This window comes from Cellulomonas sp. ATA003, assembly GCF_031582905.1.
Classification (GTDB): domain Bacteria; phylum Actinomycetota; class Actinomycetes; order Actinomycetales; family Cellulomonadaceae; genus Pengzhenrongella.
In genome coordinates this window covers 2,402,320-2,421,423 of sequence record NZ_CP133990.1, presented here as the reverse complement: position 1 = coordinate 2,421,423, position 19,104 = coordinate 2,402,320, and the positions used below count along the sequence as shown (strand labels likewise).

Annotated in this window: 17 protein-coding genes and 2 pseudogenes; 14 read left to right on the top strand and 5 right to left on the bottom strand. The window is 74.2% G+C overall.

Annotated elements, in window-relative coordinates; translation table 11 throughout:
* Positions 1-42: 42 nt before the first annotated feature.
* From REH70_RS12070 to REH70_RS12060, 3 genes are all read left to right on the top strand, one after another.
* Positions 43-1,554 (top strand): alpha-N-arabinofuranosidase, encoded by a 1,512-nt coding sequence (locus REH70_RS12070; RefSeq protein WP_310747497.1) that lies wholly within the window; start codon positions 43-45, stop codon positions 1,552-1,554.
* 182 nt (positions 1,555-1,736) lie between these two features.
* Positions 1,737-2,543 (top strand): glycoside hydrolase family 43 protein, encoded by an 807-nt coding sequence (locus tag REH70_RS12065; protein WP_310747495.1) that lies wholly within the window; start codon positions 1,737-1,739, stop codon positions 2,541-2,543.
* 233 nt (positions 2,544-2,776) lie between these two features.
* Positions 2,777-3,349 (top strand): VTT domain-containing protein, encoded by a 573-nt coding sequence (locus tag REH70_RS12060; RefSeq protein WP_310747493.1) that lies wholly within the window; start codon positions 2,777-2,779, stop codon positions 3,347-3,349.
* Here REH70_RS12060 and REH70_RS12055 read toward each other — a convergent pair.
* Positions 3,327-3,593: a hypothetical protein gene (locus tag REH70_RS12055; protein WP_310747491.1), complete on the bottom strand. Its 267-nt coding sequence runs from the start codon at positions 3,591-3,593 to the stop codon at positions 3,327-3,329. The two genes, REH70_RS12060 and REH70_RS12055, sit on opposite strands and share 23 nt — an antisense overlap.
* A complete protein-coding gene (locus REH70_RS12050; protein ID WP_310747489.1) occupies positions 3,578-3,967 on the bottom strand; it encodes a hypothetical protein in 390 nt (129 codons plus the stop codon). Before REH70_RS12050 ends, REH70_RS12055 begins: the two co-directional genes overlap by 16 nt.
* A gap of 321 nt (positions 3,968-4,288) precedes the next feature.
* On the opposite strand from REH70_RS12050, the gene REH70_RS12045 reads away from it, so the two are divergent.
* Together REH70_RS12045 and REH70_RS12040 are read left to right on the top strand one after the other, a co-directional pair.
* Positions 4,289-4,990 carry a DUF1992 domain-containing protein gene (locus REH70_RS12045; RefSeq protein ID WP_310747488.1) on the top strand — a complete coding sequence of 234 codons (702 nt, stop codon included), beginning with the start codon at positions 4,289-4,291 and terminating at the stop codon, positions 4,988-4,990.
* 58 nt (positions 4,991-5,048) lie between these two features.
* Positions 5,049-5,249, top strand: a complete 201-nt coding sequence (locus tag REH70_RS12040; protein WP_310747486.1) for a hypothetical protein — start codon at positions 5,049-5,051, stop codon at positions 5,247-5,249.
* A gap of 24 nt (positions 5,250-5,273) precedes the next feature.
* Here REH70_RS12040 and REH70_RS12035 read toward each other — a convergent pair whose 3' ends face one another.
* Positions 5,274-6,644, bottom strand: coding sequence for a glycosyl hydrolase family 65 protein (locus REH70_RS12035; RefSeq protein WP_310754258.1), 1,371 nt, complete (start codon positions 6,642-6,644; stop codon positions 5,274-5,276).
* Positions 6,645-6,896: 252 nt separating this feature from the next.
* Positions 6,897-7,555 (bottom strand): annotated as a pseudogene (locus REH70_RS12030) (hypothetical protein); the annotation flags it as partial.
* 164 nt (positions 7,556-7,719) lie between these two features.
* Between REH70_RS12030 and REH70_RS12025 the strand changes: the two are divergent.
* Entirely contained in the window at positions 7,720-8,664 is a 945-nt protein-coding gene (locus REH70_RS12025; RefSeq protein WP_310747484.1) for a PfkB family carbohydrate kinase, read from the top strand.
* A 120-nt stretch (positions 8,665-8,784) separates the two neighbouring features.
* Entirely contained in the window at positions 8,785-9,213 is a 429-nt protein-coding gene (locus REH70_RS12020; RefSeq protein ID WP_310747482.1) for a hypothetical protein, read from the top strand.
* Here REH70_RS12020 and REH70_RS12015 read toward each other — a convergent pair.
* Positions 9,177-10,682 carry a molybdopterin-dependent oxidoreductase gene (locus REH70_RS12015; protein WP_310747480.1) on the bottom strand — a complete coding sequence of 502 codons (1,506 nt, stop codon included), beginning with the start codon at positions 10,680-10,682 and terminating at the stop codon, positions 9,177-9,179. The genes REH70_RS12020 and REH70_RS12015 overlap by 37 nt on opposite strands.
* 348 nt (positions 10,683-11,030) lie before the next feature.
* Between REH70_RS12015 and REH70_RS20700 the strand changes: the two are divergent.
* The 7 genes and pseudogenes from REH70_RS20700 (at position 11,031) to REH70_RS11970 (ending at position 19,079) form a co-directional block, all read left to right on the top strand.
* Positions 11,031-12,115 (top strand): annotated as a pseudogene (locus REH70_RS20700) (LacI family DNA-binding transcriptional regulator).
* 110 nt (positions 12,116-12,225) lie between these two features.
* On the top strand, positions 12,226-13,632 hold the full coding sequence (locus REH70_RS11995) for an extracellular solute-binding protein (protein ID WP_310747478.1): 1,407 nt from the start codon (positions 12,226-12,228) through the stop codon (positions 13,630-13,632).
* 142 nt (positions 13,633-13,774) lie between these two features.
* On the top strand, positions 13,775-14,650 hold the full coding sequence (locus REH70_RS11990) for a sugar ABC transporter permease (RefSeq protein ID WP_310747477.1): 876 nt from the start codon (positions 13,775-13,777) through the stop codon (positions 14,648-14,650).
* On the top strand, positions 14,650-15,573 hold the full coding sequence (locus REH70_RS11985; protein ID WP_310747475.1) for a carbohydrate ABC transporter permease: 924 nt from the start codon (positions 14,650-14,652) through the stop codon (positions 15,571-15,573). Before REH70_RS11990 ends, REH70_RS11985 begins: the two co-directional genes overlap by 1 nt.
* 130 nt (positions 15,574-15,703) lie before the next feature.
* Positions 15,704-17,218: an alpha-N-arabinofuranosidase gene (locus tag REH70_RS11980; RefSeq protein WP_310747473.1), complete on the top strand. Its 1,515-nt coding sequence runs from the start codon at positions 15,704-15,706 to the stop codon at positions 17,216-17,218.
* A gap of 185 nt (positions 17,219-17,403) precedes the next feature.
* Positions 17,404-18,312 (top strand): arabinan endo-1,5-alpha-L-arabinosidase, encoded by a 909-nt coding sequence (locus REH70_RS11975; RefSeq protein ID WP_310747471.1) that lies wholly within the window; start codon positions 17,404-17,406, stop codon positions 18,310-18,312.
* A gap of 113 nt (positions 18,313-18,425) precedes the next feature.
* Positions 18,426-19,079, top strand: a complete 654-nt coding sequence (locus REH70_RS11970; protein ID WP_310747470.1) for an LON peptidase substrate-binding domain-containing protein — start codon at positions 18,426-18,428, stop codon at positions 19,077-19,079.
* Positions 19,080-19,104 lie beyond the last annotated feature (25 nt).

The window sequence follows — 19,104 nt, the reverse complement described above, 5'->3', positions numbered from 1 at the left end:
GAGACCGCTCGACCGCGCACCACCACAACCCAGGAGCAGTCCATGCAGAACGGCAAGCTGTCGATCGATCCCGCGTTCGTCGTGGCGCCCGTCAACCGTCGGGTGTTCGGGTCGTTCGTCGAGCACATGGGTCGGTGCGTGTACGGCGGCATCTTCGAGCCGGGCCACCCGACCGCGGACGACGCCGGCCTGCGGGGTGACGTGCTGGAGCTCGTGCGCGAGCTGGGGGTGACGGCCGTGCGGTACCCGGGCGGCAACTTCGTCTCGGGCTACAAGTGGGAGGACGGCGTCGGGCCGGTCGACGACCGCCCGACCCGCCTGGACCCCGCGTGGCGCACCATCGAGACGAACGCGTTCGGCCTCAACGAGTTCATGGAGTGGGCCACGAAGGCCGACGTCGAGCCGATCATGGCGATGAACCTCGGGACGCGGGGCCTGCAGGAGGCGATCGACCTGCTGGAGTACGCCAACCACCCGCAGGGCACGGCCCTGTCGGACGCGCGCATCGAGCACGGCGCGAAGGAGCCGCACGGCATCCGGATGTGGTGCCTGGGCAACGAGATGGACGGCCCCTGGCAGCTCGGCCACAAGACCGCCGAGGAGTACGGGCGCCTCGCGGCCGAGACCGCGCGCGCGATGCGGCAGTTCGACCCGGACCTCGAGCTCGTCGCCTGCGGGAGCTCGGGTCGGCACATGCCGACCTTCGGCGCCTGGGAGGCGACCGTCCTCGAGCACACCTACGACGTCGTGGACCTCGTGTCCGCGCACGCCTACTACCAGCTCGACGGTGACGACGTCGGCAGCTTCCTGGCGTCGTCGGTCAACATGGACCTGTTCATCCGTGAGGTCGTCGCCACCGCGGACCACGTCGGCGCGAAGCTGTCCTCGTCGAAGAAGATCAACATCTCCTTCGACGAGTGGAACGTCTGGTACCTGCGCGAGATGCAGGAGAGCGGCCTGCCGGAGGACTGGACGGTCGCCCCGCGCATCAGCGAGGACGCCTACACGGCCCTGGATGCCGTCGTCGTCGGCTCGCTGCTGATCACGTTGCTCCGGCACAGCGACCGGGTGACCGCCGCCTGCCAGGCGCAGCTGGTCAACACCATCAGCTCGATCCGCACCGAGCCGAACGGCCCGGCGTGGCGGCAGTCGATCTTCCACCCCTTCGCGCTGACCGCGCGGCACGCGCAGGGGCAGGTGCTGGACCTGCGGGTGGACGTGCCCATGCTGGCGACGGCGAAGCACGGCGACGTGCCGGTCCTGGACTCGGTCGCGACCTGGGACGCCGGGGAAGGCCGCCTCGCCGTGTTCGTGGTCAACCGGGACCCCGCCGAGCCGGTCGCCTTCACCACGGACCTGCGCGGCTTCGGCGAGGTGCGCCTGACCGAGGCGGTGCTCCTCGGCGGCGACGACCTGTTCGCGGCGAACACCGTGGAGGAGCCGGACCGCGTCGTCCCCCGGCCGCACACCTCGAGCACGGTCGACGGCACGACCCTGCGCGCCGAGCTGCCCGCGGCGTCCTGGAGCATGTTCCTGCTGGAGGTGTCCCGCTGAGCGCGCACCCCGCCGCGCCGGAACGACCGGCGGGGTCAGGTGACGGGTTCGGCTACCTGCTCGTCCACTTCGTCGAGGCCCCGGACGGCTACGGGGAGCAGGTCCACTTCTCGCTCAGTGACGGGGACGACCCGTGCACGTGGGTCCGGCTGAACGGCGGCGAGCCGCTGCTGCGGTCCACCGTGGGCACCACCGGGATCCGCGACCCGTTCGTCGTGCGCGGCGCGGACGAGTTCTTCATCGTCGCGACCGACCTGCGGATCTACGGCGGCGACGACGCCGGATGGGACGCCTGGACGCGTCACGGGAGCCGCGACCTGCTGGTGTGGCGGTCGACGGACCTGGTGTCGTGGTCGGAGCCGTGGACCCTGGAGGTCGCCCCGCCCGAGGCGGGGATGGCGTGGGCGCCGGAGGCCGTGTACGACGCCGAGCGCGGCGAGTTCCTGCTGTTCTGGTCGTCGGCGCTCTACGCGGCGGACGACGAGGACCACCGCGGCGAGGCGTACAGCCGGGTGCTGGCGGCCTGGACGCCGGACTTCCGTCGCATCGCCGAGCCGACCGTGCTGATCGATCGTGGTGTCGACGTCATCGACACCACGATCCTGGTCCAGGACGGTGCCGTGCACCGGATCTCGAAGCAGGAGTCGTTCGGGCCGGACTCCGACCGCGTCTACCACGAGGTCGGGCCCGCGCTCCTGTCCGACGGGTTCCGAACCGTGGCGCGGCGGATCGGTGCGGACGCGCACGGCAAGCTCGAGGGGCCCGTGGTGTTCAAGGACCACCACGACGACGTCTGGTACCTGTTCCTGGACCAGTACGAGCGTCGACCGCAGGGCTACGTGGCGTTCCGGACGTCGGACCTCGCGGGGGGCGCGTGGGAACCGGTCCCGCCCGAGCGGTTCCACATGCCACCGGACACCAAGCACGGTGGCGTCCTGCCGCTGCGCGGCGACGAGTGGGAGCGACTGCGCGGCGCCCTCACCCGCTGAGGACCGGCGGCCCGGTCGGGGCGGCTGCCGGTCGTCGCGCCGGTGAGGTCGAGGACCTCGCCGGCGCGACCGCGGTTTGCGGTGGACCCGTGCTCCGCGCATGCTGGGCGACGCCTCCGGGACGACCGTTCCCGGGACCGCACGCAGGGCGACCACGTCCCTCTCCACCGTGACGAAGGACGACCGATGACCACGCCCGTGCCCCCGCGTCGAGGCGCCCCGGGGGCACCCGGATGTGCCCCACCGCGCTCGCGACCCTGGGCCTCGCCGTCCTCGTCGCCTCCGCCGTGCCGTTCGTGCCCACCGGTGAGATCGTCAGCGGCGCCGCGGCGCTCGCGGGCGGCTCGGTGCCGGCCGCGCTCACCCTGTACGTCGTCGTCCTCGTCGCGTCGGTGCTCGGCGACGGCGTGATGTACGTCGCCGCGACCGTCGCCGCCGACCGCCTCCCCGCACGCGCGAGGGCCTGGTTGGCGGCGCGGAGGTCGGCACCGGCCGTGCGGCGCGCGCGCCGGGACATCTCCGGGCGCGCGTACCGGTCGCTGCTGGTGGGCCGGCTCGTGCCGGGAGCCCGCGCGCCGGTGATCATCGCGCTGGGTGCGGGCCGGTGCGCCCCGGGCACGTTCGTGGCCGCGGACGTGCTGGCCTGCGCGGTGTGGGCCGGCCTCTACGTGACGATCGGCGCCGTCGGCGCACGCGTCACCGGTCACCCGGTGGCCGGGACCGCCCTGGCCGTCGCCTGCGCCGTCACGCTCGGCCTGACGGTGCAGGGTGTGCGCCGACGGGTCAGTCGCGGCAGAACACCGTGACCGCGGCGACGCCCACGACGTCGGGACCGTAGGCCTCGGCGAACCTGCGCGCGTCCGCCTCGGAGGCGAAGTACACCGACGCGGCGATCGTCTGCGGGTCGAGACCGAGGGCCTCGGCGGCACCCTGGTCGCAGGCGAGCTCGCCGTGACCGCCGGGCTGGTACCCGAGCTCGCGGAGCCGCTCGTCGGTCGCGGTCAGGGCGGGGGCGTCGAAGGACTCCACCACGGTCAGGTACACCCCCACGCCTCGTCCCCGTGGGCCGGGTCGACCTGCTCCGGCGGTGACGACGGGGCCGCGGGTGCGGTCGTCGGCTCCGGTGTCGGGGCCGGGGCGGGGGCGGTGGTCGCGGCGTCGTCGGGGGTCGGCGTCGGGGTGGGCGAGGCGGTCGGCGTCGGGTCGTCCGTCGGGGTGGCGCTGGGGGTCGCGACGACGGTGGGCGAGGCGCTCGGGGTCGGTCCGGCCGCACCGGGCGCGGGGTCCTCCGCGGTGCCCCGGGTCAGAGCGAAGGCGACCACCAGGACGACGGCGACCGCGGCGACCACCGCCGCGAGCACGGCACGACGCGGTCCACGCCGTGCGTCGTCGTCGATCGGTCCGGTGCGTGCGTTGTCGCTCATGGGCCCCCTGTCGTCCTCCCGGCACGAGCCGGTCCTCGGTGCGTGCTGCGTGCTGCGTGCTGCGTGGTGCGTGGCGCGACCGGCCGGGGTCTGCGGCCGGCCGCGCTCGTCCGTGCGCGCACCGGTGTACCACGCGATCGGCGCGACATGACCGAGGCGGCCGACGACGCGCGACGACCGATGGCGCCGACCGGGTGACCCGGGGCGTCCGGGCACGCCCGGGGGCCGGTCGCCGGCGCGGCGTCCCGGCGTCGTACCGTGGTGGTCGGCCGGACCGGTCCGGCCCGCACGCACGCCGACCGACAGGTGCCGGGGGTCACGATGGGGGAGTGGGACCCGCAGCGCCGCGTTGCGCAGTACCGGCTGGACCGGCTCGCCGAGGAGGACGGACCCGCCGACGATCCTCCTCGCCCGGACGACGACCTCCCGCCCGGCACCGACGCGGCGGGAGCGGGGGACGGGTCGCCGGCCGGCTCGCGGTCCGCCGAGCGACCGTCCGGTCCACGCCCGACGAGCTGGGCCGCCCGCGGCGCCTTCGCCGACGAGCTCGTGCGCCAGGCGATGCTGCGCGGGGAGTTCGACGACCTGCCGCTGGCCGGCAAGCCGATCCCGGGCCTGACCGGCCGGCACGACCCGGACTGGTGGCTGAAGTCGTTCATCGAGCGCGAGGGGCTCACCGGCGTCCTGCCCGAGGCGCTTCAGCTCCGCAAGGACGACGCCGCGCTCGACGCGGTCCTCGACCGCGAGCACGGGGAGCACGGCGTGCGCGAGGCGCTCGCGGAGTTCAACGCCCGGGTCGTCGAGGCGCGCCGCCAGCTGCGCGGCGGACCTCCGGTGGTCACGCCGCTGCGCGACGTGGAGGCCGAGGTCCTGGCGTGGCACGAGCGCCGTCGGGCACGGGCGGCGGCGGTCGCGGCGCAGGCGACCCAGCGTGCGGCGGATGCGGACCGCGCCGAGGCGGAGCGTCGCGCGCGGCGGTGGTGGCGTCGCCGCGGGGACGGAGCGGGTCCCCCGGCCCGATAGCCTGGTCGCAGCTCCGGCCGCGACCGCGCCGGCCGGACGACAGAGGGGAGCACCGCCCATGAGCACGCGCGCCGACCGCGAGGGACTCACCCTGCGCTACCGGATCGGCTACCGGATCCGGTACACCGCCCTGCACCTGTTCGGCCCGGCCCAGCTCGGCGGGGCGGCGGACCCGCACGCCCGGATGCGGCGGGAGCGTGCGGCCCGGGTGGCGGCGGCGCGACGCCGCCGCGAGGCCGCGGAGCACGGCTCCGCCTGACCGCGCGGTGGTCGGCGCGGCGGCTCAGCCCGCTCCGCGCGGACCGCGCCCGGGCGGCTGCGGTGGGGCCGGGACCTGCGGGACGACCACGAGCGGGAGGTCCGCGACGGGTTCCGCGGGCGTCAGGCGCACCGGCTGCCCGTCGTGCGTCAGGTCGACGCCGGACCCCCGCACGAGGCGGTACGTCACGCCGGAGCGTGCGATCCGCACCTCGACCAGCGCGTCGTGCCGCAGCAGGCGGAAGCGCAGGCCGGCCAGGGCCGGCGGCAGGGTCGGCCGCAGGTGCAGACCGCCGTCGTGGTCGCGCAGACCGCCGAAGCCCGCGACGAGCGCCGTCCAGGCACCCGCGAGCGCGGCGACGTGCAACCCCTCGTGGGTGGTCCCGTCCAGGTCGCGCAGGTCGATCAGCGCGGTCTCCCGGACGTAGGCGAGGGCGAGGTCGGCGTGCCCCACCTCCGCGGCCACGACCGCCTGCGAGGGGGCGGACAGGCTCGAGTCACGGACGGTCAACGGCTCGTAGTAGGCGAAGTCGCGTCGCTTGCGGTCGAGGTCGAACGCGTCGCCGGCCAGGTGGTGGGCCACCACGAGGTCGGCCTGCTTGACCACCTGCCGGCGGTAGAGGGCGCCGTACGGGGCGTGGGAGTCGAGCGGGTAGTCGTCCGGTCCGGTCGCGGCGAAGTCCCACGCCGCGTGCCGGGTGAAGCCCTCGGACTGCTCGGTGACGCCGAGCTCGTCGTCGACCGGCACGACCATGGCGTCGGCCGCGGCGCACCAGGCGGCGCGCTCGTCCGCGGTCACGCCGAGCCGGTCCGCCCGGTGCGGGTACCGGGCGGCCAGCTCGTCCGCCGCCCGCAGGTTCCGTCGTGCCATGAGGTTCGTGTACGTGTTGTTGTCGGCGAGCGCGCTGTACTCGTCCGGTCCGGTCACGCCGTCGATGCGGAAGCCGTCGCGTGCGTGGTGCCCCAGGGACAGCCACAGCCGCGCGGCGTGCACGACGAGGTCGACGGCCACCTCCGCGGCGAACGTGGCGTCACCGGTCGCGACCCCGTGCCGGACGGCGGCGTCCGCGACGTCCGCGGTGATGTGGTGCGCCGCGGTCCCGGCCGGCCAGTACCCCGAGCACTCCCGCCCCGTGATGGTGCGCCACGGGAACGCGGCCCCCGCGAGCCCGAGCTCTGCCGCCCGCCGCACCGCCTGCGGCAGCGTCGTGTGCCGCCAGCGCAGGTGGTGCGCCGCCGCCGTCGGCAGCGCGTGGTTGAGGACCGGCAGCACGAACGTGTCCGCGTCCCAGAACGTGTGCCCGTGGTACCCGGTGCCGGTCAGGCCCTTCGCGCGGATGCCGACGCCCTCGGTCCGGGCGGCGGCCTGCACGACCTGCAGGACGGTGAACCGCACGGCCGTCTGCAGCACGGGGTCCCCGTCGACCTCCACGTCGGCGCGGGACCACACGTCGTCGAGGAACGCCCGCTGCTCCGCCTGCAGCGCGTCCCACCCGGCGGCGCGGGCGTCGTCGAGCACGGTGCGTGCGGCGGTGTGGAGGTCCACCTGGGCGGCGCCCGGTCCGGCCGTGTACGCCGCGTGCAGCAGGAGCCGCACCGCCTGCCCGGCGCCCAGGTCGACGAGGACGCGGGTGCCGTGCGGGCCGGTCCGGACGTCCGTCGCGGCGCCGTCGTCGGCGTCCACCGCCCAGTCCGCGGCGACCAGCACGCCGATGCCCGTGCTGGGGACCTCGTGCAGGGACCACGCGTGGTCGACGTCGTGCCGGCACGCGCGGCGCGCCAGCGCGTCGGCCGGACCGGCGGGCGTGTCCGGGTCCGCCCGCGCGGGCTCGCACCGGAACGGGCGCAGCTCGACGCGGACGGCGTCGACCGCGCGCAGCTCGACCGCGGTGGTCACGAGCTCGCGCCGGGTGAACGACACCATGCGGCGGGCCGTCAGCTCGACGGTCGAGCCGGCGGGGGACGTCCACCGCAGGTCGCGGTCGAGCGCACCGGCCCGCAGGTCCAGGGTGCGCTCGTGCCGGTCGAGGCGCCCGGTGCCGGTGTCCAGGGGTGCCCGCCGACGACGACGTCCAGCGCCCACCCGTCGGGCACGGGGACGGGGTGCTCGTCGGTCTCCGGGTACCCGTAGGCGGGCTCGGCGTAGGTGAAGGGACGCTCGTCGTGGACGCTCGCCATGAGCGTGGCGGGACCGGCCGCCGGGCGGCCCTCGTCGAGGACCCCACGCACCCCGACGTAGCCGTTGGACAGCGTCAGGAGGGAGGCGACGGTGCCCGCGTCGCTGCGCGGGAGCGACGTCTCGCGCACGCACCAGGCATCGGCCGATCGGTTCACGCAGGCGATCCCACCACGGTGCGGCGCCGCTGACCTGTCGAGCACGTGCGGTCGCCGTCGGGCACGGGAGCGGTGAGGCTGGAGGACGGCGCGACCGGACGGTGCGCCGGACGGTGCGGCACGCAAGGGAGGGGCGCATGCCCGACGTCGTGGTGGTGGGTGAGATCGGCCGGGACCTCGTGCTGGGCGTCGACGCGATCCCCGAGCCGGGTGGGTCGGCGGACGTGACGGCGCGCCGCGAGGTGCTCGGCGGCAAGGGCGCGAACCAGGCCGTGGGCCTGCGCTGCCTCGCGGTCGGCGTCGGGCTCGTCGGGGTGGTGGGCGACGACGCCGCGGGCGCCGACGTGCTGGCGCAGGCGGAGCGCGACGGCATCGACGTCAGCGGCGTGGTCCGCCGGGCGGGCGCGCCGACCGCGCTGCTCGTCGACGTCGTCGAGCCGGACGGCGTGCGCCGCCTGCTGGAGAGCGTCGACGACGCCGTCCGGCTCACCGCCGAGGACGTGCGTGCGGCGGAGCCCCTCATCGCGTCCGCGCGGCTGCTGCTCGTGCAGCTGCAGCAGCCCGGGCCGGCCGTCCGCGAGGCGCTGCGCCTCGCGCGTGCGCACGGCGTGCGCGTCGTGGCCGACGGCGCCCCCGCGGACGACGAGACCCGGCGTGCCGTGCTCGGCGGCGCGAGCGTCGTCCGCGCCGACGACACCGAGGCCGCGCTGCTCCTGGACCGTGACCTCGGCGGTGTCGACGCGGCGGTCGACGCCGCGGCCGCCCTGCTCGACGCGGGGCCGGACGTCGTCGCGCTCGCCGTCGGCACGGAGGCCAACGTGCTCGCGTGGTCCGGTGGGCAGGTGGTGATGCCGCTGATCGACAGCGAGCCGGTGGACCCGACCGGCGGCGGGGACGCCTTCGTCGCCGGGCTCGCCGCGGCGCTGCTGCGCGGCGACGCCCCGGAGGCGGCGGGCTGGTTCGCGTCGGCTGCGGCCGCGGCGACGGTGTCCCACCTCGGCGGTCGGCCCGACCTGGACCGCGCGCGGCTCGACGAGGTGGCCCGCCTGACCCGTGCCGAGCACGACGCCGCGCCCCGCTGACCGCCCGGGCGCAGCCGCGGTGCACCGTCCCACGACAGGGTGTTGACTGGTCCTTGACCGAAGGACGAGCGCTCCGGGTCCGGTGTCCGCCGCCCCGGAGCCGAGCAGCGGGAGGTCGACATGGTCGGGACGACAGGTGCGACGGGCGGCGAGGGGGCCATCAGCGCTGTCCGCGAAGGCATGCGCGTGGTGGACGCCGAGGGGGAGGACGTCGGCACGGTGGCCGAGGTCCGGATGTCCGACCCCGGGTCGGTGACCGCGCAGGGGCAGGGCGGCAGCGGTGAGCGCGGCCTCGTGGGCGCCGTCGTCGACGTCGTCACCGGGGCCGACGAGCTCCCGCAGCACGAGCAGGAGCGGCTCGCCCGGCTGGGGTTCGTCCGGATCGACGCCCGCGGCCTGTTCGCCGGCGACCGGTACGCGGCGGGTGACCAGATCGCCGGCGTGACGGGGAGTCGGTGCAGCTCACGGTCTCTGGGAGCATGCTGGTCGGCTGACCGGCGGACGGTCGCGGGTCAGGCGTCGTCGACCCGGACCTCGATCGTGTGGTGACCGCGGGCGCCGTCGGGCGCCACCGCGGTCCGGCGGGCGGTCTGCGTCTCACCGGTGCCGTCGCTGGCCCGGACGCTCAGGGTGTGCCGGCCCGGCGTGGCGTCCCACTCCAGGACCCATTGACGCCAGGTGTCGACGTCGAGCGCCGCGGCCAGTCGCGCCCCCTGCCAGGGGCCGTCGTCGACCCGCACCTCGACGCGCTCGACGCCGCGCGTCGGTGCCCACGCCACGCCGGCGACGACCTGGCGACCCGGCGGGAGCCGGGTCGCGGCGCGCGGGACGTCGATGCGGGACTGGGTGAGGACCGGCCCGTCACGCGCCCAGCCGCGCGGGACCCAGTAGCCCTCCTCCGTCTCGAACGTCGTGAGCTCGATGACCGACAGCCACTTCGTCGCGGACACGTACCCGAACAGCCCGGGCACGACGAGGCGGGCCGGGAAGCCGTGCCGCGCGGGCAGCGGCTCGCCGTTCATGGCGACCGCCACCATCGCGTCGGTGACCTCCAGCGCCGTGGTCACCGGGAAGCCGGCGGTGAAGCCGTCCACCGAGCGGCTCAGGAGCTGGGTCGCGCCCGGTCGGACGCCCGCGCGGTCGAGCAGAGCCCGCAGGGGGACGCCCTGCCAGCGCGCGTTGCCCACCAGGTCCCCGCCGACCGGGTTGGACACGCAGGCGAGCGTGATGTCGGCCTCGAGGTGCGGCATCGCGAGCAGCTCGTCGTACGTGAGCCGGAACGGGCGGTCCACCATCCCGCGCACCTCGAGCGTCCACGTGGTCGGGTCGACGCGGGGAACCGTGAGCGCGGTGTCGATGCGGTAGAAGTCCGCGTTCGCGACGAACAGCGGCGTCACACCGGCGAGGCCGAGGTCCGCACCGGGCGGGACGGGCGGCGCCGGTCGGGCGGGCGCGGGGATGCGCAGGGCCGCCCGGATGGTCTCGAGCCGGTCCGGGGAGGTCACCCACCGCCCCGCGGTCGCCCCGGCGGCGGCGACGGCGGCCGCCGCGACGACCAGGTGGAGGAACGGGCGGCGGGTGACGCCGTCCCCCGCCGCGACCGGTGCCGGCGGTCGGCGAGCCTCACGCGGGGCGGCCCGCAGCAGAGCGAGCAGGGTCACGACGCCCGCGGCGGCACCGAACGCCCCGACGACGACGGCGGCCGGCGCGGCCGTCCGGGTGTCGGCGAGAGCCGCGACGACACCCACCGCAGCCACGGCCGCGATCCCGGCGCTCGCGGCGAGCCGACGCTCCCGGGCGAGCACGCCGAGCAGCGCGCCGAGGACGGCGCACAGGACCACCACACCGGCGACGAGCACGGGCTTGTCCGCGGTGCCGAGCGCCGCGATCGCGGCCCGCTCGAGCCACCCCGGGGCGGCGTCGATGACGGTGTCGCCCACGGCCAGCACCAGCGAGCCGATCCCCGGCAGCGCCCCCGCGGCGAGCTCGGCGGCGCCGAGGGCGACCGCGGTGGCCATCACACCGGACAGCGCGGCGGCCCAGCGGGCCGGGGGACCGGCGAGCGGCTGCCGGGTGTCGGGCTCCCTGCACCGGGCGCCGCCCGCGGTCCGGTCGTGCGGCGGGACTCGGCCGTGGGGCGCGTGACGCGCATCGGGACCTCTCGGGACGGACGGGGACGGGCTGCCGGACCCGGCGGACCTGGTCCGATCCTGCGCGGTGCCTCCGTCCCGCGCCACCGCCGGCGGGCACGGCGCCAGCCGCCTGACGTGCAACTACATCGATGTAGAGTCCATCCTGGGGCTGCGACGCGCGGTCCCACGCGCGCGGCGCCCCCGTGGGCGCCCGTCGGACGGAAGGCTCGCCCCATGCCGGTGACCATGCACGACGTCGCCCAGCGGGCCGGGGTCTCCGTCAAGACGGTCTCCAACGTCGTCAACGGCTACCCCTACCTGCGGCCCGCGACGAAGGAGAAGGTCGAGGCCGCGATCGCCGAGCTGGGCTACCAGCTCAACGTCTCCGCGCGAAACCTGCGTCAGGGGCGCACCGGGATGATCGGGCTGGCGGTCCCCGAGCTCAGCCAGCCGTACTTCGCCGAGCTCGCGGACATGGTCATCCAGGCGGGCGAGGACCGCGGCGTCACGGTGCTCATCGAGCAGACCGGGGCCGAGCGGGACCGCGAGCTGGAGGTGCTGCACGGCAAGCGCCGCCGGATGACCGACGGGCTCATCTTCTCGCCGCTCGCGCTGGGCGAGGAGGACCGCGCCGAGCTCTCGGTGGACTACCCCCTCGTGCTGCTCGGCGAGCGCATCTTCCACGGGCCCACCGACCACGTGACGATGGCGAACGACGAGGGCGGGTACGCCGCGACGTCCTACCTCATCGAGCGCGGCTGCCGGCGCATCGCCGTCATCGGCGCCCACCCGGGGAGAGCATCGGCTCCGCCCCGCTGCGCATCGCCGGCTACGAGCGCGCCCTGGCGGACGCCGGCCTGCCGCTCGACCCGGCCCTCGTGGTCCCGTGCTACCTGTGGCACCGGGAGACGGGTGCGGCCGCCACCGAGGCTCTCCTCGACTCCGGCGTGCCGTTCGACGCGGTGTTCGGGCTCAACGACGCGATGGCGCTGGGCGCGCTGCGTGTGCTGTCTGCTCGGGGTGTGCGCGTCCCCGAGGACGTCGCCGTCATCGGGTTCGACGACGTCGACGACGCCCGCTACTCCACGCCGTCCCTGTCGAGCATCGCCCCCGGGCGACGCGACATCGCGCGGACGGCCGTGGACCTCCTCGTGGAGCGCATCGCCGCGCCGAATGCGACCCGCCCGTTCGTCGAGCACGTCGCCGCGTTCCACGTCGTGGAGCGCGAGTCCACCCTCGGGCCCGGTGCGGCGGAGGTCGAGCGTCCCGACGCCGGCGGTGTCGAGGTCATCCAGAGCTCGGACGCCCTCACTTCGTGATCCGGTCGTGACCCTCCTGGGCTTGCCAAAGCGCGGCGTCCTAGTACATCGTTGTAGTACAACGATGTAGACGCGGCACTCGGCCGCGGGGATCAAGGAGGATTCGCGTGATGCCACTCAGCACCCGCCGGCGGCACGGTCGCCGCACGGTCATCAGTGCTCTCGTCGGTCTCGGAGCCGTCACCCTGGCTGCGTGCTCCGGCGGTGGCGGGACCACCGACGCCGGCGCGGGAGCCGGCGGGGAGAGCACGGGCGGCGGCACGGCCGAGGCCGGCTGCACCAACACCGTCGTGAACCCCGACGCCGAGCAGGTCACGGTGTGGGCCTGGTACCCGGCCTTCGAGCAGGTTGTCGACCTCTTCAACGAGTCGCACGACGACATCCAGATCTGCTGGTCGAACGCCGGCCAGGGCAACGACGAGTACACGAAGTTCAGCACCGCCATCGAGGCGGGCAGCGGCGCCCCCGACGTCATCATGCTCGAGACCGAGGTGCTCCCCAGCTTCATCATCCGCGACGGCCTCGCGGACATCTCGCAGTACGGCGCCGACGAGATCGAGGACAACTACGCGCCGGGCGTGTGGGAGGACCACTCGCAGGGTGACGCCGTCTATGCGGTCCCGGTCGACGGTGGCCCCATGGGCATGCTCTACCGCCAGGACCTCTTCGAGGCCGCCGGCATCACCGAGCCGCCCGCCACGTGGGAGGAGTACGCCGAGGCCGCCCAGACGCTGAAGGACTCGGGCAGCGAGGCGCTCATCGGGGACTTCCCGACCAACGGCCGCGCCTTCCTCCAGGCGCTGTTCGCCCAGGCCGGGTCCGAGCCGTACGTCTTCGGCGACGACCCGACGCAGGTGACCATCGACCTCGACGACGAGGGCACCAAGAAGGTCCTCACGTACTGGAACGACCTCGTCGAGAAGGGCCTGGTCGGCACGGACGACGCCTTCACCACGGACTACAACACCAAGCTGGTCGACGGCTCGTACGCGACGTACGTCGCGGCCGCGTGGGGCCCCGGGTACCTGTCCGGTCTCGCCGGCGCCGACGACACCGCGGTGTGGCGCGCGGCCCCGATCCCGCAGTGGGAGGGCGAGGAGCCCACGCAGGTCAACTGGGGTGGCTCCGCGTTCGCGGTGACCAGCCAGGCCCGCAACCCCGAGGCGGCCGCGACGGTCGCGATGGAGGTCTTCGGCACCGAGGAGGCCTGGAAGATCGGGATCGAGGAGGGCGCCCTGTACCCGCTGTGGCTCCCGATCGCCGAGTCCGACTACTTCAAGGGTCTGGAGTACCCGTTCTTCGACGGCCAGAAGATCAACGAGGACGTCTTCCTCGACGCGGCCGCCGGCTACGAGGGCTTCACGTTCTCCCCGTTCCAGAACTTCGCGTACGACCAGCTGACTGAGGAGCTGTTCGCGATGGTCCAGGGCGAGAAGGGGCCGGAGGAGGCAGCCGACAGCCTGCAGGAGCAGGTCGTCACCTACGCCCGGAGCGAAGGCTTCACGGTCGAGGAGTAGGTCCGTCCGTCCGGCACGGGGCGACCGGTCACCCGGTCGCCCCGTGCGCGCCCCCTCAAGGAGTCCGCATGACCCAGGTCGTCCCGGCACCCCCGGCGCCGCCACCACGCTCACCCGACGGCCCACCACCCGCACCGGTGGGATGGACCGCTCCCGGCAGCGCAAGGGCTGGGCGTTCGTCGCCCCGTTCACCGTCGTCTTCATCGCTTTCCTCGTCGTCCCGCTCATCTACGCCTTCTGGCTGAGCCTGCACACCAAGACGCTGGCCCAGGGCGAGCGCTTCAGCGGTCTGGAGAACTACGCCCGGGCGTTCACGGACCCCGAGTTCCTCAAGGGCGTGGGCTTCGTGCTGCGGTTCTCGCTCGTGCTCATCCCGGTCCAGATGATCGTCTCGCTCGTCGCGGCACTCGTGCTGGACAACCTGGCGACGCGGATCTCCCGCTTCTCCCGGCTGATGATCTTCGTCCCGTACGCCATCCCGGTCGTCATCGGCGCCATGATGTGGGGCTTCCTGTACAGCCCGCGCTTCGGTCCCCTGGACGCCATCTTCGGCCTGTTCGGCGCCGACGCCCCGTTCCTGCTCAGCCCGGACAACGTGTTCGCCGGACTGCTCAACGTCGTCGTCTGGCAGTGGGCCGGCTACTACATGATCATCATCTACGCCGCGCTGCGGGGCATCGACACCTCCGTGTACGAGGCGGCCCGCATGGACGGGGCCAACGCCGTCCAGATCGCGCTGCGCATCAAGGTGCCGATGATCTCGGCGGCCCTCGTGCTCATCCTCGTGTTCGCCCTGATCGGGACGCTCCAGTTCTTCACGGAGCCGCAGATCCTGCGCTCCGTCGCGGCCGGGTCGATCGACGCGTCGTTCACCCCGAACATCTACGCCTTCACGCTGGCGTTCTCGTACTCCCAGTTCAACTACGCCTCGGCCATCTCCTTCGCGCTCGGCGCGGTGGTGTTCGTCGGGTCGTACATCTTCCTCTTCCTCACCCGCAAGCGAAGTGGACTCAGCTGATGTCGACACTGATCCGGCCCGCCGACACCGGCCGCGGCACCGCCACGAGCGAGACCGACCGGACCCGGCGGCCCGCCAAGCGCCGCTCCGTCCTCTCCCACACGTTCCTCGTCCTGCTGGTGCTGTACTTCGCGATGCCGCTGTGGTGGCTCGTGGTGGCCAGCACGAAGGACATCAACGGTCTGTTCACCGGGACCGGTGGACCGCTGTGGTTCGACGAGAACTTCAGCCTCGTCGACAACGTGCGCCAGCTGTTCACCCAGGGCGGCGGCATCTACTGGCGCTGGCTGGGGAACTCGTTCCTCTACGCCTTCGCCGGCGGCATCGGCGCGACCGTCCTGTCGGTGCTCGCCGGCTACGGCTTCGCCAAGTACCGCTTCCCCGGCCGCAACCTGTACTTCGCGGTGCTCCTCGGCTCCGTCATGGTGCCGGTCACGGCGCTCGTCATCCCGACCTTCGTCCTGCTGGCCGAGCTCCGGCTGACGAACACGATCTGGGCCGTCATCCTGCCGTCGCTGCTCAGCCCCTTCGGCGTCTACCTCATGCGGGTCTACGCGGCCGACGCCGTGCCCGACGAGCTGCTCGACGCCGCACGGGTGGACGGCGCGGGAGACCTCAGGACGTTCGTCTCCGTGGCGCTGCCCCTGCTGCGTCCGGCGATCGTCACCGTGCTGCTGCTGTCGACCGTGGCGACCTGGAACAACTACTTCCTGCCGCTCGCGGTCCTGTCCGACACCAAGCTCCTGCCGATCACCGTCGGCCTGGGGCAGTGGCAGGCGCAGTCGACGTCAGGCGCGGCCGGCTCGCAGCTGTGGAACCTCGTCGTCACCGGCGCGCTCATCTCGATCATCCCGCTCGTGGTCTCGTTCCTCGCCCTGCAGAAGTACTGGCAGGGTGGGCTGACCATGGGCAGCCTGAAGTAGCCCTCAGCCCGTGCGTCCCCGCCGCGCCCCGGCGCCGCGGGGACGCACCGGGCCGTGCGCCGTCGCGCGCACCGCAGTCCCTTCCCCCGTCGTCCCAGCTCCCGTCGTCCCGCCTTGGAGGCTTCCAGTCATGCAGCAGGCAAGAGTGTCGATCGATCCCGCGTTCGTCGTGGCGCCGGTCAACCGGAGGGTCTTCGGGTCCTTCGTGGAGCACATGGGGCGGTGCGTGTACACCGGGATCTTCGAGCCGGGTCACGCCACCGCGGACGACGACGGGTTCCGCGGCGACGTCCTGGACCTGGTCCGCGAGCTCGGCGTGACGACGGTCCGCTACCCCGGCGGCAACTTCGTCTCCGGGTACAAGTGGGAGGACGGCGTCGGCCCGGTCGAGGACCGCCCGACCCGGCTCGACCCCGCCTGGCGCACCATCGAGACGAACACGTTCGGGCTCAACGAGTTCATGGCGTGGGCGAAGAAGGCCGACGTCGAGCCGATGATGGCGATGAACCTGGGGACCCGGGGTCTGCAGGAGGCGATCGACCTGCTGGAGTACGCCAACCACCCGCAGGGCACGGCCCTGTCGGACGCGCGCATCGAGCACGGCGCGAAGGAGCCGCACGGCATCCGGATGTGGTGCCTGGGCAACGAGATGGACGGCCCCTGGCAGCTCGGGCACAAGACGGCCGAGGAGTACGGGCGCCTGGCGGCCGAGACGGCGCGGGCGATGCGCCAGTTCGACCCGACGCTCGAGCTGGTGGCGTGCGGCTCCTCGAGCCGGACGATGCCGACGTTCGGCGCCTGGGAGGCGACCGTCCTCGAGCACACCTACGACGTCGTTGACTACATCTCGGCCCACGCGTACTACCAGCTCGACGGCACCGACCACGCGAGCTTCCTGGCGTCGTCGGTCGACATGGACCGCTTCATCCACCAGGTCGTGGCGACCGCCGACCACGTCGGTGCCCGCCTGCAGTCGGACAAGAAGGTCAACATCTCCTTCGACGAGTGGAACGTCTGGTACCTCCGGGAGCTGCAGTCCGGCCAGGGCGGGCTCCCCGAGGACTGGACGGTGGCCCCGCGCACGAGCGAGGAGGCGTACACCGTCCTGGACGCCGTCGTCGTCGGGTCGCTGCTCATCACGCTGCTGCGGCACGCCGACCGGGTGACCGCGGCGTCGCAGGCCCAGCTCGTCAACACCATCTCCTCGATCCGCTCCGAGCCGAACGGCCCGGCGTGGCGGCAGTCGATCTTCCACCCGTTCGCGCTCATGTCGAAGCACGCCACCGGCGAGGTGCTCGACCTGCGCCTGGACGCCCCGGCGCTGCCCACCGCGAAGTACGGCGACGTCCCGCTGCTGGACTCCGTGGCCACGTACGACGCCGGTGAGGGCCGGGTCGCGGTGTTCGTCGTCAACCGCGACCCCGCGCAGGCCGTGTCGTTCTCCACTGGCCTGCGGGCGTTCACGGGCGTCGAGCTCCTCGAGGCCGTCGTCCTGGCCGACGACGACCTCACCGCCGCCAACACCCAGGACGACCCCGACCGCGTCGTGCCCCGCCCGCACCCGTCCGCCGCGGTCACCGACGGCGCCCTCGCGGCCGAGCTGCCGCCGGCCTCCTGGAGCATGTTCCTGCTGGGCGTGCAGTGACGCGCAGCCGCGCCACGGGCGGGCCCGGGAGCCGCGACACCACGTCGCGGGTCCCGGGCCCGTCCCGCACCCGGGCCCGACGCCGGCCCGGGGGACGCGGGGCGATCGCCGTCCTCGCGGTGGCCGTGCTGGCCGGGTGCACGGGAGCGCCGCCCGCCGCGACGGAGGTCCCCGTCGACGGCGACGTGCGCACCCACGACCCGGCGCTGGTCGCCGGCGCCGAGGGCGAGCCCTGGTACGTGTTCTCCACCGGGGACCGCGCGGTCGCCGACGGCGCGGTCCAGGTGCGCACGTCGTCGGACGGCCGGAGGTGGACCGAGATCGACCCGGTGTGGGACGAGCGTCCCGCGTGGGTCGAGGACGTCGTCCCGGACGTGGAGAACTTCTGGGCGCCCGAGGTGTACGAGCACGACGGCACCTTCTACCTCTACTACTCGGCGTCGACGTTCGGGTCCAACCGGTCGGCCATCGGGCTGGCCACGGCGACGACGCTCGACCCGGCCGACCCCGACCACGGCTGGACCGACCGGGGCGAGGTGCTGCGGTCCGAGCCGGGCCGCGACGACTGGAACGCGATCGACGCCGGGATCGTCGAGGACGCGGACGGTGTGCCGTGGATGGCCTTCGGGTCCTTCTGGGGCGGCATCCAGATGGTCCGGCTCGAGTGGCCCAGCGGCCTCGTCGCGGACCCCGACGAGCCGCCGGTGACGATCGCGTCCCGGGGCGCACCGCCCAACGCCATCGAGGCGCCCTACGTCGTCGAGCGGGACGGCTGGTACTACCTGTTCGTCTCGAAGGACTCGTGCTGCCAGGGCGCTGCGAGCACGTACAACATCCAGGTGGGGCGCTCGCGCGACGTGACGGGGCCGTACGTGGACGCCGAGGGACGGTCGATGCTCGAGGACGGCGGCACGCCGGTGCTCGCGACGCAGGGGGCGTCCGTGGGCCCGGGCGGGCAGTCGGTGTCGCGCGGGCACCTCGCGTACCACGTCTACGACGCCGACGCCGGCGGCGACTTCCGGCTCGCGATCCGCAGGCTGGCGTGGGACGACGACGGCTGGCCGGTGGCCACGACCGAGCCCGTCGAGGGCTGAGCAGGGGCGGAGCAGGGGCTGAGCAGGGCCGGGTCACGGCCGGTCCGGTCCCGTCGCCGCGGTCGCGGCGCTCGGGCTCGCACCACCGCACGGCGCGCGCGAGGATGACCGTCATGTCCGCCGAGACGCGTGAGCTGGCGATCTTCCCGCTCGGCTCGGTGCTGCTGCCGGGCATGCCGTTGCCGCTGCGGGTCTTCGAGCAGCGCTACGTCGCGATGCTGTCCGCGGTGCTGGGGGAGCCGGACCGCGAGTTCGGCGTGGTGCTCATCGAGCGCGGCTCCGAGGTCGGTGGCGGGGACGTCCGGTTCGAGGTGGGCACGGTGGCACGCGTCGCGTCGGTGGAGATCGCCGACGGGGCGATCGGGCTGCTCGCGGTCGGGACCACCCGGTTCAGCGTGGTCCGCTGGCTGGGGGACGACCCCTTCCCGCGCGCCGAGGTCCGCGAGCTGGCGCCCCTGGAGGTCGACGCCGCCGCCGTCGCCGCCCTCGACGACGCCGAGGCGCTGGTGCGGTCGACCCTGACCCGGGCCAGCGAGTTCGTCGAGCTGCCGTGGTCGCCCGACATCGAGCTCTCGGCCGAGCCGGCGCAGCGCCTCTGGCAGGTGGCGGGCATCGCACCGCTCGGCCCGCTGGACCAGCTCGCGCTGCTGCGCTCGCCGGACGCGACCGCGCTGCTCGCCGTGCTGGTCGAGGAGACGCAGGCGGCGGACACCCGTCTGACGTCCGGGTGGGCGGCCGACCCGGACGACGACGACCTCGCGCCGTAGGGCGCAGGTCAGGTGTCCCGGGTCC